This is a genomic window from Fodinibius saliphilus (assembly GCF_005869845.1).
Taxonomy (GTDB): Bacteria; Bacteroidota; Rhodothermia; order Balneolales; family Balneolaceae; genus Fodinibius; species Fodinibius saliphilus.
Window position 1 is genome coordinate 1,814,789 of record NZ_VAWF01000001.1, and the last position, 15,442, is coordinate 1,830,230.

Below are 15,442 nucleotides of genomic sequence, written 5' to 3' on the forward strand. Positions count from 1 at the left end.
ACCTTCTTTCAAAGTTCATTCGCAGCCCTATTTTTATAAATAAGAGACAAAATATCTACTTCTAACTACCATTTATTTCCATTTCACAACCTTTGGGAGCGGTTCCAATATTTCGTCCACATACCGATATCTCATACAAAATAGGTTAAAATCCTGCCCAAAAGCTCGCCCATATACCTTCAAGTACATTTTTTTAGGGCTTCCGCAAACAAGCTCCCAAGCTTTTTTATCACAGGGCATTTTTTATTAATGTACGATGGCAATTGTGAACCAAATCAATCTTATGATATTACGAATTCTACTTTTTGCATTTTCAGCTTTAATAGTTTGTGCCTGTCAACCGGTTGAACATACCCAAAAACAAGCCCCTCATATTATTCCCGAGCCAGCTACATTACAGTTAAAATCCGGTACATTTCAAATTGATAGACAAACAACAATCTACGCCGACAAGTCTAATTCTACACTTCTCGATGTGGCTAAACAGCTAAAAGGTACCATCGATTCAGCGACCGGTTTTGATCTCAGTATCCAAAATTCAAACTCTACTGCTTCAAACAGCATCTCATTTACGATTGATGACAATACCACCTCATATGAAAATGATGAGGCTTATCACCTATCAGTTACTCAGGAGTCGGTCAAATTATCGGCTCCCAACGCCACCGGATTGTTCTATGGAGTACAATCACTACTACAATTATTACCTCCACAAATATACCAAACCGATTATACACTGGTATCCCAAGATACCGAATGGCATATTCCTGCAGTGGAGATTCACGATTATCCCCGTTTCGAGTATAGGGGGATGCACCTCGACGTGGCACGCCACTTTTTCCCGGTCGAATTTGTAAAACGATATATCGACTTGATGGCCATGCACAAAATGAATCGCTTTCACTGGCACCTAACCGAGGACCAGGGGTGGCGTATAGAGATTAAGCAGTATCCTAAACTTACAGAAATAGGTGCATGGAGAGATTCAACACTTGTAGGCCATTACACTTCAAATGTATACGATACTACAACTTATGGCGGATACTACACTCAAGAAGAGGTTCGGGAAGTAGTTGCATATGCTCAAAAGAAGCATATTACGGTTATTCCTGAGATTGAGATGCCCGGACATGCTTCCGCTGCCCTTGCTTCCTATCCCCAGTACGGGTGTATAGAAGGCAAAGATTACCAGGTAAAAACAACATGGGGTATTTTTGAAGATATCTACTGTCCGCGAGAAAAAACATTCACTTTTCTTAAAAATGTATTAACGGAAGTCATGGACCTATTCCCAAGCGAGTATATCCATATCGGGGGCGACGAAGCACCTAAAAAACAATGGGAGGAAAGTGAATTTGCTCAGCAGGTTATACAGCGCGAAGAGTTGGAGGATGAACACGAATTGCAAAGCTATTTCATCACTCGTATTGAAAAATTCCTCAACAAAAATGGACGGCAGATTATCGGATGGGATGAAATCCTGGAAGGCGGCTTGGCCCCGAATGCTACCGTCATGAGCTGGCGCGGCATGGAAGGTGGTATTAAATCTGCCAAACAGAAACACGATGTGATCATGACGCCTACCAGCCATGTATACTTAGATTATTACCAGGCAGATGAAGAAACGGAGCCACTGGCTATTGGTGGATTTATCAGCCTTGAAAAAATATACAACTTCGATCCGGTACCAGAAGAGTTAAACGCTGAAGAAGCACAATATATCCTTGGAGCACAAGGGAATATCTGGACCGAATATATGCACAGTGGAGATAAAGTGGAATATATGGCCTATCCCCGTGCTTCTGCCCTTTCAGAAGTAGTTTGGTCCCCCCATAGTAAAAGAAACTGGACTGACTTCTGGCGACGTATGCATGTGCATTTTGATCGTTTTGATGTGTTGGGTGTTAATGCTGCCAAACATTATGAAAACAAGATACCTAAGTTTGATAATCAGTAAATGACTTCTAAAACACCCGGCTATCAGAAGATAGCCGGGATTTTCTTTCGTCCACTCTCCCGATTTTTTTTAATTTCAACTCCATCCCCACCCCTATTCTCTCCCTGCAAGCAAGAAGAAGAACGCTTATCTATGATAGGAGTTCATTTAAAAAGTCGGTATCCATCCCAAAAAATTAGCTGTGAAGAACAAAAAGGGTGCAGAGACCGGAAGGAGAAGGGAAGCCACTGGTACTCTTTTAAAACGGAATGGGGAAGATTGTGAGGCAGAGAAACATCCCCCTTTATCTTCGGCTGACGCCGAATTCATCATCCCCGCTTCGAAGGGGGAAGAAAGTGGATCTCTAATAACATCAGTAACAATTAACACCGGAATTAACAACGCTACAGCTACCTGCTCTTTGAGTCTGCTACTGATTACTTTCTACTTGTTGATTCAGAATTAAACATCTTACCAAAAGAGCCATACTTCTCGAATGATTTCACAACATTGTTCTCGACAGGTGTTCGCAGAATAATCGGATTGTTTTTCCAAAATTCCGGATTATAATCAGCCTTATCAATCAAACGGTAATCTGAAGCATCAGTCTTTTCACCTTCAAAATAGTTCTCGGTTAAATATTGTGATAACCCATCTACTTCATAGTCATAAAAGAACAGTAACGACCGTGAATGAATCCGCCGCTTGAAATCAGTCCTGCCAAATAATCCTTTCTTTTTGATATAATCATATGACAAGTCGACTTTTATCATATTTGGATACAAAATATCATTGCTTAATGTCGTTCTTGAAAATTCAATATTAAGAATTGAATTTCGCGTCTCCGCTTTTTGGGCAACGGGGTTAACCGGGTCATAATCTTCATCATTAACTCGTACATTCAATTTTAAAATAGTGTGGCTGCTATCGGTAATTACCACTGTACCAGTGGAAGCTGGCCCCTCAATATTCTTTTTGGGTTCAAAGCGGAGTGCTATAGCATCCTCTGCCTCTTGGTGATATCTTTTCTCCACATAAAAGTTATAATAATCCCTTGAATCTACTCGAAGTGGCCAAATAAAAGTCGAAATAAATGGGTACTGATCAACAAGTTCCATTCTGGAAAAAATGGAAAAATTAGTATTGTACATTGTAGCCTTCAAACTATCATAAGGGATGACTGCATATCTGCCATTTTCTACTTTTAAATGGTCAATTACATTCGAGGAGAGTTCAGCGTGATAAAACGTTTCTACAAATTCAGTATAAATCGAATCACTCTGGGTAAGCTGCCGGTAAAAGGCGTGGCCGAATACCTGTTCTTTCCTCGATAACACCTTGTCTATCGCTTTCTCTACCAAATTGATCTCAAAATTATCGGTAACCGTAATTTGCTCTGACCTAACTACTGTTGGTTTCAAGCTAATGACAAGTTCTCTGTGCTTTTTCTCTGTGACCTTCACTTTTTGTTCTTGGTACCCCACAAAACTTACAACCAAATCTAGCGGTAAGCTATCTGTTTTAAGTGAAAATGATCCCTGGCTGTTGGATGCCGTGCCATAACTACTGTCTTGAACCATAATATTTGCAGCGGGAAGGGAACGACCGGTTTCCCGATCAACAACTTTGCCCGTAATCACTGATTGTCCATACAGTAATTCACCGGATAATGAAAAAGTGATCAATAATACAACAATTGTAAACTTGTGCATAACCGATAAGTGTTTGAAGTTGAAATAAAAACAGAGCCGGTCATTAAAAATACCGGCCCTGTATTTCTTTTGTTAGAGTTCGAGTTTTACACCAGCTTCGCAACTGCTCCCTGCTGATAATCGGTATATCGAAGGCCTTGTAATGCCCAAATTCGAATCGGTTATTCACAAAGGGGGCAACCAACATCAACAGTTGATAAAAGCCGGATGACCTTTTCACCTGGAAAGATTTATCTATAGCCTCTTCCAAACGACGATTAATATTTACCTCAAAATTCTTGTATCCCTTTTTTCTACCTTCATAGGGCGTTTTGATTATGGGATAAGAGAGATCTCCCGAGAACCTAAAATCTGTTTGGTAGACCGAATACCGATCCAGCTTGTACTCCATAGACTTTTCTTTGGTTAACCTCTCCCAATCCGGCTGCTGACCAACCACTGTTAACGGCAGCATGATACCGCAAAAAAATGCTAAGCTAATTTGTTTCCACTTTTTCATTCTCACCCTCTATAGGTTCTAACTTTAGTTTTTGATAACAAGCAAGCATATTAACTACTGTTGCCGTTGAGAAATTACCGAGATGATCATCCACCAGAATATTGACTCCAAATGAACTTTTTCGCCAGCGTGCCACCGAAGACGGATCCTTTACATCAGGCGCCGGCAGCTTCAATATTCTTGAAACAGGCCAACTTCCATCTTCATACTGATGATTTAAAAGCCAATGTATTCCCCCTTCAATCTGCTGCTCATACTTTTCCGGGTAACTGAGGAGCAAAGCTTTTAATGCAAGTGCAGTGTAAAAGGCATTGGAATTTGCCCCTTCTATAGCAGAATCCCATCCTCCATCGGTCTCTTGATATGCAGCCAGCCATTGCAGAGCCTGCTGCTGTTGCCTGGCATACTTATCAACCCCGGCAACAGCCATTACAAAAAAGGAAGTGGTATAAACAGGGCTTGTCCACCAGTAAGCCGGCAGATATCCCTCGGCAGTCTGTTGCTCCGCCAACCATGATATTGTGTTAGCAAACTCGTCAGAATATTGATCCAAATCCTTTAGCATGTAAGCTGCGACCGCCGCAACACAGGGGTGCGAAATCGTCCATCCTGATACGTCCTCATCCTCAGGGAGCTCAAGAGTTCTTCTTAACAAAACCGGATCATTATATGTACCCCATCCCCCGTCTTCCCTTTGGAAGGTCAGCCAGCGTTCAACGAGCCGTTCTCGCTGTTCCTGCGGCAATAAAGGATTTATGCCAATAATAAAATTAAGTGAATCGCCATCCCGGATCATAAAATCGTTATATCCGCCAAGCGACTCTTCATCTTCAATCAAAGAGCGGCTAACGTCTTCAACACACTTTTGGGCCAGTCCGGCTTCATGCAGCTGATAGCACACGTAGTTCGTAATCCAACCGCTTCCCAGGCCAGCATTTGTTAAAAAGTCAGACCACCGGTTAGATTCATCAAGAGTCTCTTTTAAATATGTAACTCCATCCTCAATGGCATTTTCAATATCCTTTTCGTGAACCTTTTTAAGAGGAGAGTTATTCTTGAATGCCCCATTCCTGTTCGCCTTTTGCCGGGTTTTAAGTAAAAGCTGTTCAATTTCCCACAACAACTTATCACATCTCTCAATCTCACTCTTGATACGTGATTTATACTTATCCACGGGGATCTTTTCAACCAGAGCCATTGCCTTCAGGTAGTAATCCTTGGCTTCATTCAGGAGCTTACTGGCAATCCCCGAGACAAACAGGTACTTATTCTTTGTAGCGGGGGCAAGTATCTGATCATGTTCAATATTTTGCTCAATAAATTTTTCAACGCGGTAAATAGCATAGGTCCACTGCCCGCTCTTCATATCCTGCTTAAAATCATCAATATCGTCAAAAAGCTGGAAGCCGGTATGAAAAGACAGCAACGAGCGTTCCAGTACTTCTCTGTATCAAAGTTGTTATTAACCGAACACAGGGCTAACACCGAAGCAATACTTAATCCCGACTTGCCTTCGGCTAATTGCTCAAATAATTTTTCAGTAAAGAATTGCTGCTCTTTTGAGAGCTTCTTTTCAAGCATATTAGCTTCTAAATACCGTTTCTTAATAACATCAAACTCTTCCCAAAACGGGTGATTACTCTCAAATACTTGAGTTAACTCTTTAATAGACCGTTCATGATACGCCATACATAACATCATTCGCTTTATCGACGAAGTATTGGTGTTGTCAGAAACCGTATCAAACTGTTGGTCTAATAGTAATGTTGTTCGAAAATATAGATAGCCTGCCAAAGACAAGCGCTCAACAACAACTTGGTCAACATTTGGAAAGGCCGGACTCAACATAGAAAAAAGATCCAAGTAGAATTGATGATCGACCTGTAACTTTTTATTTCCCTCTTGTTCTTTAATCGCTTCCGGGATATCTAAGCCAGATATAAATTTTGAAAATGCAGTCCATGTGTTACACTGTTTCATAAAGCTCCCCTAGCCAAATAGCGTAAATTTTTTTGATCGCTATATTCTGTTTTAATGAATTAACTACAAGAGAGGATTTTGTTTCCTAAATGTAAATAGGTCTAAAAGGCTCATTTTTATTGAGACTTAAGTAACAATATGTTTAAAATTTTGCCCATCCATTACACTAAGTAGATAAATTCAATGCTTTTTTATTTCTCAATATATAACGTAATAACTCCCCACGACCACTCAGACCCAACTTTTTACCAATGCGATATCTATGATTTTTAACTGTCTTATGGCTAATGGATAACGATTGGGCAATTTCTTCATTTGATTTCAACTTGGTCATCTCTTGTAATACTTCAACTTCTCTTGAAGTCAACTGTTGAATATCATTTATATTCCGTTCGTTCGCGAAATTGTTTGTATGCTCAAACTGCAGATAAGAGTTAAAATAAAACTCTCCCTTTGATACAGCATCCAAACACTTTAGCAGAGTATCCTTATCATCATTTCTTAATAACACCCCGCTTATTCCGTCAGAGATTAAACTCTGAAGATTGGATAGCACCTCAAATCTATCCAAAATCACAAAAGCCGGTGAGTGCTTATCTTTAGCCGAAACCGTAATTGCACTAAAACTGCTATTCTGGTACTGTTGATACTCATCGATAATAATATCTGGTTTCAGATCAATAATATCTTGCTCAGAGACAGTATCTTCCTGACCTACTCCCAATACCCTAAAATCTTCATCTTTCAAATATGATGACATCAGATCTTGTATAAGTCTTTCATTTATCCGAATGTAGATAGTTTGGTCATCCGACATTTAAAACCCTCTGATTAATCCAATCCTAACTTTACTCATTTACAAGAGATATCTAGTCTACAAATGTTACAGCTTTTATAGTTACTCCACTGAAAACAGCAATTCTACCAACAGGTTTAGCTTTTCAAGTTACGTTTATGACGCACTAAGCGGCTATATTCTTACTAAAGCTGATGTTATAGATTTTTCTAATAATGAGCTATAACTCAATAAAAAAAGTCTCGCCCAATAATGTCCGTTCGAATATACACAGCATTAAATTACTTTAGTGCACAATGGTACATATTGTAGCCAATATTAAACAATAGTTAGCAGTAGTCGTTGCCCTATTAGACATCATCAAGTATTGGTGTTGCCAAGTATAGCACGGTATTACTTGACAAACCCAAAACTGAGACCAATATGAGGAAATATTAAATTATCATATAAAAGTGGTCCGGCTACCACCCTGAATACAAACCCTTTACCTGCTGGTTGACGTCTATATCCCACATGCAAAGAAGGTATTGCTTCAAAGTTGTTATATCGTTCTGATAATGTGTGCTTTTCTGATACCCACTGAAATGTAACACCACCTCCGAGTTCTAAGAACTTCTTGTCTTTACCAACTAAGTAACTACTCATTACCGGCACCGAGATACCATATGTTTGCCAATGCACTTCATGTTGGCTAAAACGACTGAGTATTTCATCCTCACTTAAGTTTAATATGACACCAATTACTGTTCTAAAAACAAACTTTTCACTGTACATCCGGTCATAATTAAAACTGATAGATGCCCCGGTTCCTCCCAGCTCTAAGTAAAACGTTTATCGTATTTCTTTCTCTTTATTTTTGGATTGTGCCATAACAACAGCAATAGAAACAGTTACAAAAAACAAAATTAGAATTACCCTCTTTAAGAATTCCAAAAAACCTCCACATTTAGTTCCAGTTTAAGGTATCAGGATCCCAACTTCTCAGAGGAATCAACGTTGTAGTTTGATAAACAGTATTAAAGACGTTTTACATAGCATCTCTCTTAATCTTTTTTGCAATATTTACGGTCAAGAGAAACCAAACACCGTACTGTTACCAACATTAATCCATTCTAATGCTATTGTATATATTGCATTACTGTCTAGCTCATCACATCGAGTACCTCATGAAAATAAAAAAGCCTCGCTCCCAACAGGGAGCGAGGCTTTAAATCGTCTAACGAAAGACGGTTGAGCGTAAACGGCTATTTTACATCATGCCGCCCATGCCGCCCATTCCACCGGGCATACCGCCTCCCATACCGCCGGGCATACCGCCGCCGGCTGGTCCGCCATCATCATCGTCTCCACCTTCAGAAGGCTTGTCAGAGATGAGTGCTTCCGTTGTCAGCATTAAGCCGGCAACAGATGCAGCGTTTTCAAGAGCGGTTCGAGTTACTTTCGTAGGATCGATTACGCCTGCTTCAACGAGATCTTCATACTCTTCGGTACGAGCATTGTATCCGAAGGAACCTTCGCCTTCAAGAACTTTCTGTACAACGATAGAGCCTTCGGCACCAGCGTTGTTAGCAATAGTTCGAAGAGGAGCTTCGAGTGCACGGCGCACAATATCGAATCCAACTTCTTGATCAGGGTTTTCACCTTCAAGATCATTAAGAGCAGATTGAGCGCGCAGTAATGCAACACCACCACCAGCTACGATGCCTTCTTCAACAGCGGCACGGGTAGCGTGGAGTGCATCTTCAACACGAGCTTTCTTCTCTTTCATTTCAACTTCAGAAGCAGCTCCGATGTTCAATACTGCAACACCACCGCTTAGCTTAGCAAGACGCTCTTGCAGCTTCTCGCGGTCATAGTCAGAAGTAGAAGATTCGATTTGACCTTTGATCTGGTTTACACGGGCAGTGATGTCATCATCTTCACCCTGTCCACCAACAAGTGTAGTATCATCCTTAGTGATATTCACACGATCAGCAGTACCTAAGAAATCAAGCGTAGCATTTTCGAGCTTGTATCCACGCTCTTCTGAGATAACAGTACCGTTAGTGAGAATAGCAATGTCTTCCAACATCTGCTTACGACGATCACCGAATCCAGGTGCCTTAACAGCAGCAATCTTCAGCGACCCGCGCAGCTTGTTTACAACCAATGTAGCCAGTGCTTCGCCTTCAATATCTTCAGCGATGATAAGCAGCGGCTTACCGGTTTGAATAACTTTCTCAAGAATTGGTAGCAGATCTTTCATGTTAGAGATCTTGCTGTCGAAGATCAGGATATATGGCTCTTCCATTTCAGCGACCATATTCTCAGAATCGGTCACAAAGTAAGGAGAGAGATATCCACGGTCGAACTGCATACCTTCAACGGTTTCGAGGTATGTTTCGGTACCTTTCGCTTCTTCAACAGTGATAACACCATCTTGACCAACTTTTTCCATTGCATCAGCAATATTTTGGCCAATTTCGTCATCTCCATTAGCAGAGATAGTACCAATTTGCTTGATGCTATCCAAGCTGTCACCAACCGGGTTACTCATTTGACGCAGCTCTGCAACAATGGCTTTAACAGCGGTATCAATGCCTCGCTTCAGTTCCATTGGATTCGCTCCGGCAGTAACATTCTTAAGACCGGTTTGAATAATAGACTGAGCAAGAACAGTAGCTGTTGTAGTTCCGTCACCAGCATTGTCGCTAGTTTTAGACGCAACTTCTTTCACCATCTGAGCGCCCATGTTTTCGCGCTTGTTGGACAGCTCGATCTCTTTTGCTACTGTAACACCATCTTTAGTAACTGTTGGTGCTCCAAATGATTTTTCAATTACTACGTTTCGTCCACGCGGTCCCAAAGTGACCTTGACAGCATTTGCAAGCTTGTCAACGCCTTGCTTGAGAGCATCGCGCGCTTCCATATCATAATGAACTAGTTTTGCAGACATAGTTCCTCTATTAATTTTTTGAGTTTATATTTAAAAAATGTGTAAAGAATTGCTTTAGGAAACGATTCCAAGAATGTCAGTTTCACGCATGATCAGGTACTCTTCACCTTCAAGCGTAACTTCAGTGCCTGAATACTTTCCGTAGAGTACTTTATCTCCTTCAGCAACTGACATATCAATCTTAGTTCCGTTTTCCACTTTGCCGGGCCCTGCAGCAACAACAGTTCCTTCCTGAGGCTTTTCTTTAGCCGAATCAGGAATAATAATGCCGGATTCTGTTTTCTCGTCCGCAGGTTCTGGCTGAACCAAAACGCGATCGCTTAACGGTTTGATTTTAGATTTAGCCATAAGTAATGACTCCTAGTTTAAGTTATTAGTTGACATTTGAAATTCTTTATCTACAGCAGTATCTGCTGGAAATACTTAAAAAATCTTGTAATGAGATCACATCCCATTTCAACAGGGTTATAGTTGAGCAAGTACCATACCAAACTTTAAGGGTTCAGTATAAAGATCTGTCAAAATGGGCTAGAAAGGCTAAGAACTGGGTATTTATAATTTTTTTTTTTAAAAAAAACTGACAGGCACTATTTATGGCTAGTCGAAATTTCAGGTCAAAATGCCATCTTCTACAAATTGTGCTGTCAACTTTTCATACAATGGTGGCTCCCAAGCTTCTGCTCGTTTATCAAAATCAAAACCATCGGGCAGTTTCTCTTTACTAATGATAGGCTTTAGTGCATTACTTAACTTTTTACGACGTTGATTAAAAGCAGTTCGGACGACCGTTTTCAAATTCTTGTCAGAACACTCCATGGCTCCTTTATCAAAAGTCAGCTTCATAACTGCACTTTCCACATTGGGTTGGGGACTGAAACAGTGGCGCGATACCGGAAACAGGATCTCGGGCGTTGCCATCAACTGCGTTTGTACACTTAAAATACCGTAATCTTTGGTTCGGATATCTGCAACAATCCGTTCCGCCACCTCTTTCTGCATCATAAGTAATGCTGTAGAAAGTACTTCTCTGTGCTCAAGCAGAGAAAATAAGATCTGGCTGGTTATGTAATAGGGTAAATTCCCGACTACATGGGTTTTCTCTTTACCTATAGAAAGTTCCTCCCAATCTATGTCAAGCACATTTTCATGACGAATCTCAAGATCATCAAACTTTTGCTCTAGTATTTCAATAGCACGCTGGTCTAACTCAACAGCTATTATATCTTTATATTGATCGACCAGCGATTCGGTAAGTGCTCCCGTTCCCGGACCAATCTCAACCACTCGATCGCCTTCCCGCGCAGGTATGGCATCCGCAATTTTTGCAATAATATTGTCATCGGTAAGAAAGTGTTGCCCTAAACTCTTTTTTGGCTTTATACTCATTTTAAAATCTATAATGACTCACAGCGAACCTTTAGAAAGCATCGATATTTCTCAAAAACAATCGTTTTAGCCGGTATAAGTCTTTTATATGTTCTATTGAAAATGTTGCTAAGTGGTACTTAGTAAAGTAAATTATCCTAAATAACCCTTAGAAATAATTATTTTATGGATATTAACCCACTTGATACGGAAAAAATTGGTATTCAGACGCTTGAAAAACAGCTTATGAAATCCGAATCAGAAATCTCCTTAAAGATAGGGTTACCAAGGGAGGTCTCCAATGATGAACGACGAATGTGTCTAACTCCAGGAGGCACATCGGTATTAACATCAAACGGACACGAAGTTTATGTAGAACAAGATGCCGGAGCTGAAGCTCACTTTACAGATCAGGAATATGCCGATGCCGGAGCTGAAATAGCCTTTAGCATCGATGAGGTGTATAAAAAGTCGGAATTGATCGTTAAAGTAGCTCCCCCTTCAGAATCAGAACTTGAACTACTGGAGCAAGACCATATCCTGCTTTCAGCCCTGCACTTGGGCAACACTACAGAAGAGTTTATTGATACCCTTATCAATAAAAACATATCGGCTATTGGCTTTGAATTTATCAAAGGCGACGACAAAGAGTTTCCCATTGTGCGCATGATGCATGAAATTACCGGTTCAATGTCAGTGCAAATTGGAGCCCACTACCTCGAAAAGGCCGACGGAGGACAAGGAATCATGCTGGGAGGTATTTCAGGAATCCCCCCTGCGACTGTCGTTATCCTTGGGGCCGGTATTACTGCAGAATATGCTGCACGAACAGCCTTGGGTTACGGTGCCCAAGTTTTTGTGATGGATAATGACTTAGCCCGGCTCCGCCATCTTGAGAATGCCCTTGATCGACGAATCATCACAGCCACTGCTAATTACCAGTACTTATCTTCAGCCCTTCAATATGCCGATGTGGTAATTGGTGCTGCCATGTTTGAAGGAAAGCGATCCCCCTGCCTAGTAACAGAACCGATGGTCACCAGCATGAAGCCTGGCAGCGTTATAGTCGACACGGTTATTGACCAAGGCGGCTGTATTGCAACGAGCAAGGCAACAACTCATTCTAAGCCCACCTTTATAAAACACGATATCATTCACTATTGTGTACCTAATATCCCTTCGAATGTAGCTCGTACAGCCACCTACGCTCTTAATAACGTCATTGTACCTTACCTTCTCGCTATTGGCGATGCTGGTGGAATACGAGAATGTCTCTGGACAAATACAGCCCTCCGAAACGGCACATATGTTTATAAAAAGCATTTGACAAAAAAATCTTTGTCAAAAATATTTGATATGCCATATCGGGAAATCGAGATGCTTATTGCCAGTCAAATCTAGCTTAAATGAAAATTCTCCATGAACAAAACTACTCAAATTTTTCTGGGTGTCCTTACTTTCCTTCCGTTTCTAATCATATTGTCTAGTATTGGGTGGGGCATGTACACAATCATTGAGACGGTGCTATCTCCTGAAGCCGTTAATCCCCTCATGTATTTATCATACCTTGGATACGTAATACCGTTTCTTTTTTTCTATACTCTTTTCTATTTAGCTCTCGGAATCTTTTATCTCGCTCATATTATTCGAAATCCTTTTTTGGATACTGAAAAGAAAGGACTTTGGTTCGTCGTACTCATTGTATTAAATGGTCTTTCAATGCCATTTTATTGGTATCTGCACATTTAGAATACCGATTCTGCCCCAAACCCCAACCACTATACTAATTATGAATCAGGAGTTAAATCCCAAGAACTTTAAGAAAATAAGTATCATCAACTGGGTATTGACTATACCTTTTTTCATTCTCTTTTCTTGGCCCTACCTGTATTTTGCTAATATATTCAGTATCGAAAAGCCGATGGCTTATATTGGATGCATATTCTTTTCGGTTCCCTTCATGATTACCATTATACACGGGCACGTTACAATGGCGCTGGGCGAAGCACATCGTCACCATTACTACGATTGGCTAAATGAGCGCCCTCTCACTTTTGGGTTACTCTATCATCCCATGTTAGTTCGAACCCGTTTTCGTCTAATCCTCCTTGTTACCAGCGTACTGCTTTTTATTGTAGGGCTTATCTTATAGATATTAAAAAGGGATGCGACATAGCCGCATCCCTGAGAAATAAACGAATCCATTTTTAGTTTTTAATAGGCCGTTCCCTCTTTTATCCCATCAACTACCGAAGGATCAAGTAAGGTAGAGGTATCTCCCATATCATCCGTTTCACCAGCTGCTACCTTGCGTAAAATACGCCGCATTATCTTACCAGACCGTGTTTTCGGGAGTCCTTCCACGATCTGAATTTTCTCTGGCTTGGCAATAGGACTAATTACTTTTGAGACCAGCTTATTTATCTCTTCTTTAAAAGACGCCGGATCACTAATCTCTTCATCGCATGTCATAAAGGCAAAAACTGCTTCCCCTTTTACATCATGCGGGTAGCCAACAATAGCGGCCTCTACCACTTTTGGATGTTCATCAATTGCATTTTCAATTTCTGCTGTGCCCAGTCGGTGGCCCGAGACATTCAACACATCATCCACCCTACCGGTAATTCGATAATAACCATCCTCATCGCGACGGCATCCGTCACCTGTAAAATAGTATCCCGGATAGTCTTCAAAATATGTTTCCATATACCGTTCCTGATTGCCCCATATCCCACGTGTCATACCGGGCCAAGGGTACTTGATTACCAAGTTCCCCTGCACACCATTTCCTTCAATCTCTTTTCCGTTTTCATCCATTAACGCCGGCTGTATTCCTGGCAGTGGCAATGTAGCAAATCCGGGTTTCGTAGGAGTTACACCGGCCAAGGGTGAAATCATGATCCCCCCTGTTTCGGTTTGCCACCAAGTATCAACAATAGGACATTGCCCGTTCCCAATGTTGTCGTGGTACCAATGCCAAGCTTCCTCGTTGATAGGCTCGCCCACTGTACCGAGAACCTTTAGTGAACTCAAATCATATTTATTAACATAGTCAATATCTTCTTTCATCAATGCCCGGATAGCTGTCGGTGATGTATAGAAATGAGTTACATTGTATTTCTCACAAACTTCCCACAGACGGCCCGGATCAGGATACGTTGGTGTTCCCTCAAAGATAATACCGGATGCGCCATTTAGCAGTGGCCCATACAGAATATACGAGTGACCGGTTATCCATCCGGCATCAGCGGTACACCAATAAACATCTTCCTCCTCAACCTGGAATACATTCCGGAAGGTATAGCTGGTATAAACCATATATCCTCCACAGGTATGAACCTGCCCTTTGGGCTTGCCAGTAGAACCAGAGGTATAGAGTATAAAAAGTGGATCCTCCGCATCCATCTCCACCGCTTCATGTTCTTTGGATGCGTTACGAATTAACAAGTGCCACCATTCATCCCGTCCTTCAACCCAATTGATATCACGATTGGTTCGCTGACATACAATAACCTTATCAACTGTAGGACAGTCTTCAAGCGCTTCATCAGAAATATCTTTCAGGGGAACATGCTTTTCTCCACGTCGAAGACCATCATTGGTAATCAACATCTTGGCATCACAATCCTGGATACGTTCTGCCAGTGACTGTGCCGAAAAACCTGCAAATACAATAGAGTGAACCGCTCCAATTCGGGCGCATGCCAATGCTGCAATCATTAGCTCTGGCGTCATTGCCATATAAATTGCTACACGATCGCCCTTCTCAATCCCTTTTGATTCCAGAACATTGGCAAAACGACATACATCCTCGTGAAGTTGCCGATAGGTAATTGTGCGCCGAAATGAGTCGGGATGATTGGGCTCAAAAATAAATGCTGTTTTATTGCCAATAGTGTTGAGGTGTCGATCGAGGCAGTTTTCTGTAATGTTTAACTTTCCTCCTTCAAACCATTTTACATCACCACTTTCAAAATCCCCACTGAAAGTTTCATCCCAACTTTCTCGCCAATAGAATGTACCGGCCTCATGCTCCCAAAACTTTTCGGGTTTATTAACACTTTCATTATAGACTTTTTTATACTCTTCAAATGATTCAATATTTAACCACATAATAATCGAATTTGGGTTGGGAATATTTGTTTGCGGACAATCTCATATTAAATAATTTATGCAGATAATCAAGCCAACAGAAGAAACCAATCGTTTTACTTCTGTA

14 protein-coding genes are annotated in these 15,442 nt (G+C 41.1%); 4 read left to right on the forward strand and 10 right to left on the reverse strand.

Annotated elements, in window-relative coordinates:
* Positions 1-283: 283 nt before the first annotated feature.
* Both FCN14_RS07630 and FCN14_RS07635 read left to right on the forward strand, forming a co-directional pair.
* Positions 284-1,957 carry a beta-N-acetylhexosaminidase gene (locus tag FCN14_RS07630; RefSeq protein ID WP_138430605.1) on the forward strand — a complete coding sequence of 558 codons (1,674 nt, stop codon included), beginning with the start codon at positions 284-286 and terminating at the stop codon, positions 1,955-1,957.
* A gap of 181 nt (positions 1,958-2,138) precedes the next feature.
* Positions 2,139-2,402, forward strand: coding sequence for a hypothetical protein (locus tag FCN14_RS07635; protein ID WP_138430606.1), 264 nt, complete (start codon positions 2,139-2,141; stop codon positions 2,400-2,402).
* On the opposite strand, the gene FCN14_RS07640 is transcribed toward FCN14_RS07635, so the two are convergent.
* From FCN14_RS07640 to rsmA, 9 genes are all read right to left on the reverse strand, one after another.
* On the reverse strand, positions 2,374-3,648 hold the full coding sequence (locus FCN14_RS07640; RefSeq protein WP_138430607.1) for a carboxypeptidase-like regulatory domain-containing protein: 1,275 nt from the start codon (positions 3,646-3,648) through the stop codon (positions 2,374-2,376). The two genes, FCN14_RS07635 and FCN14_RS07640, sit on opposite strands and share 29 nt — an antisense overlap.
* 43 nt (positions 3,649-3,691) lie before the next feature.
* Complete coding sequence (locus FCN14_RS07645; RefSeq protein ID WP_138430608.1) at positions 3,692-4,147, reverse strand: hypothetical protein; 456 nt, start codon at positions 4,145-4,147, stop codon at positions 3,692-3,694.
* Positions 4,125-5,573 (reverse strand): prenyltransferase/squalene oxidase repeat-containing protein, encoded by a 1,449-nt coding sequence (locus FCN14_RS07650; RefSeq protein WP_171032841.1) that lies wholly within the window; start codon positions 5,571-5,573, stop codon positions 4,125-4,127. The genes FCN14_RS07645 and FCN14_RS07650 overlap by 23 nt, the downstream gene beginning before the upstream one ends.
* Entirely contained in the window at positions 5,510-6,127 is a 618-nt protein-coding gene (locus tag FCN14_RS07655) for a hypothetical protein (protein ID WP_138430610.1), read from the reverse strand. Before FCN14_RS07655 ends, FCN14_RS07650 begins: the two co-directional genes overlap by 64 nt.
* A gap of 166 nt (positions 6,128-6,293) precedes the next feature.
* A complete protein-coding gene (locus FCN14_RS07660; protein ID WP_138430611.1) occupies positions 6,294-6,944 on the reverse strand; it encodes a helix-turn-helix transcriptional regulator in 651 nt (216 codons plus the stop codon).
* A 372-nt stretch (positions 6,945-7,316) separates the two neighbouring features.
* A complete protein-coding gene (locus FCN14_RS07665) occupies positions 7,317-7,697 on the reverse strand; it encodes a hypothetical protein (RefSeq protein WP_138430612.1) in 381 nt (126 codons plus the stop codon).
* Between the two features lie 475 nt (positions 7,698-8,172).
* Positions 8,173-9,858 (reverse strand): chaperonin GroEL, encoded by a 1,686-nt coding sequence (groL, locus tag FCN14_RS07670; protein ID WP_138430613.1) that lies wholly within the window; start codon positions 9,856-9,858, stop codon positions 8,173-8,175.
* A gap of 54 nt (positions 9,859-9,912) precedes the next feature.
* Positions 9,913-10,206: a co-chaperone GroES gene (groES, locus tag FCN14_RS07675; RefSeq protein ID WP_138430614.1), complete on the reverse strand. Its 294-nt coding sequence runs from the start codon at positions 10,204-10,206 to the stop codon at positions 9,913-9,915.
* Positions 10,207-10,467: 261 nt separating this feature from the next.
* The gene (gene rsmA, locus FCN14_RS07680) at positions 10,468-11,244 is read right to left on the reverse strand and encodes a 16S rRNA (adenine(1518)-N(6)/adenine(1519)-N(6))-dimethyltransferase RsmA (RefSeq protein ID WP_138430615.1); all 777 of its coding nucleotides are present in this window, start codon (positions 11,242-11,244) and stop codon (positions 10,468-10,470) included.
* 165 nt (positions 11,245-11,409) lie between these two features.
* On the opposite strand from rsmA, the gene FCN14_RS07685 reads away from it, so the two are divergent.
* Together FCN14_RS07685 and FCN14_RS07690 are read left to right on the forward strand one after the other, a co-directional pair.
* The gene (locus FCN14_RS07685; RefSeq protein WP_138430616.1) at positions 11,410-12,624 is read left to right on the forward strand and encodes an alanine dehydrogenase; all 1,215 of its coding nucleotides are present in this window, start codon (positions 11,410-11,412) and stop codon (positions 12,622-12,624) included.
* A gap of 388 nt (positions 12,625-13,012) precedes the next feature.
* The gene (locus tag FCN14_RS07690) at positions 13,013-13,375 is read left to right on the forward strand and encodes a hypothetical protein (RefSeq protein WP_138430617.1); all 363 of its coding nucleotides are present in this window, start codon (positions 13,013-13,015) and stop codon (positions 13,373-13,375) included.
* Between the two features lie 62 nt (positions 13,376-13,437).
* On the opposite strand, the gene acs is transcribed toward FCN14_RS07690, so the two are convergent.
* Positions 13,438-15,336 (reverse strand): acetate--CoA ligase, encoded by a 1,899-nt coding sequence (gene acs, locus FCN14_RS07695; protein WP_138430618.1) that lies wholly within the window; start codon positions 15,334-15,336, stop codon positions 13,438-13,440.
* Between the last annotated feature and the right edge of the window lie 106 nt (positions 15,337-15,442).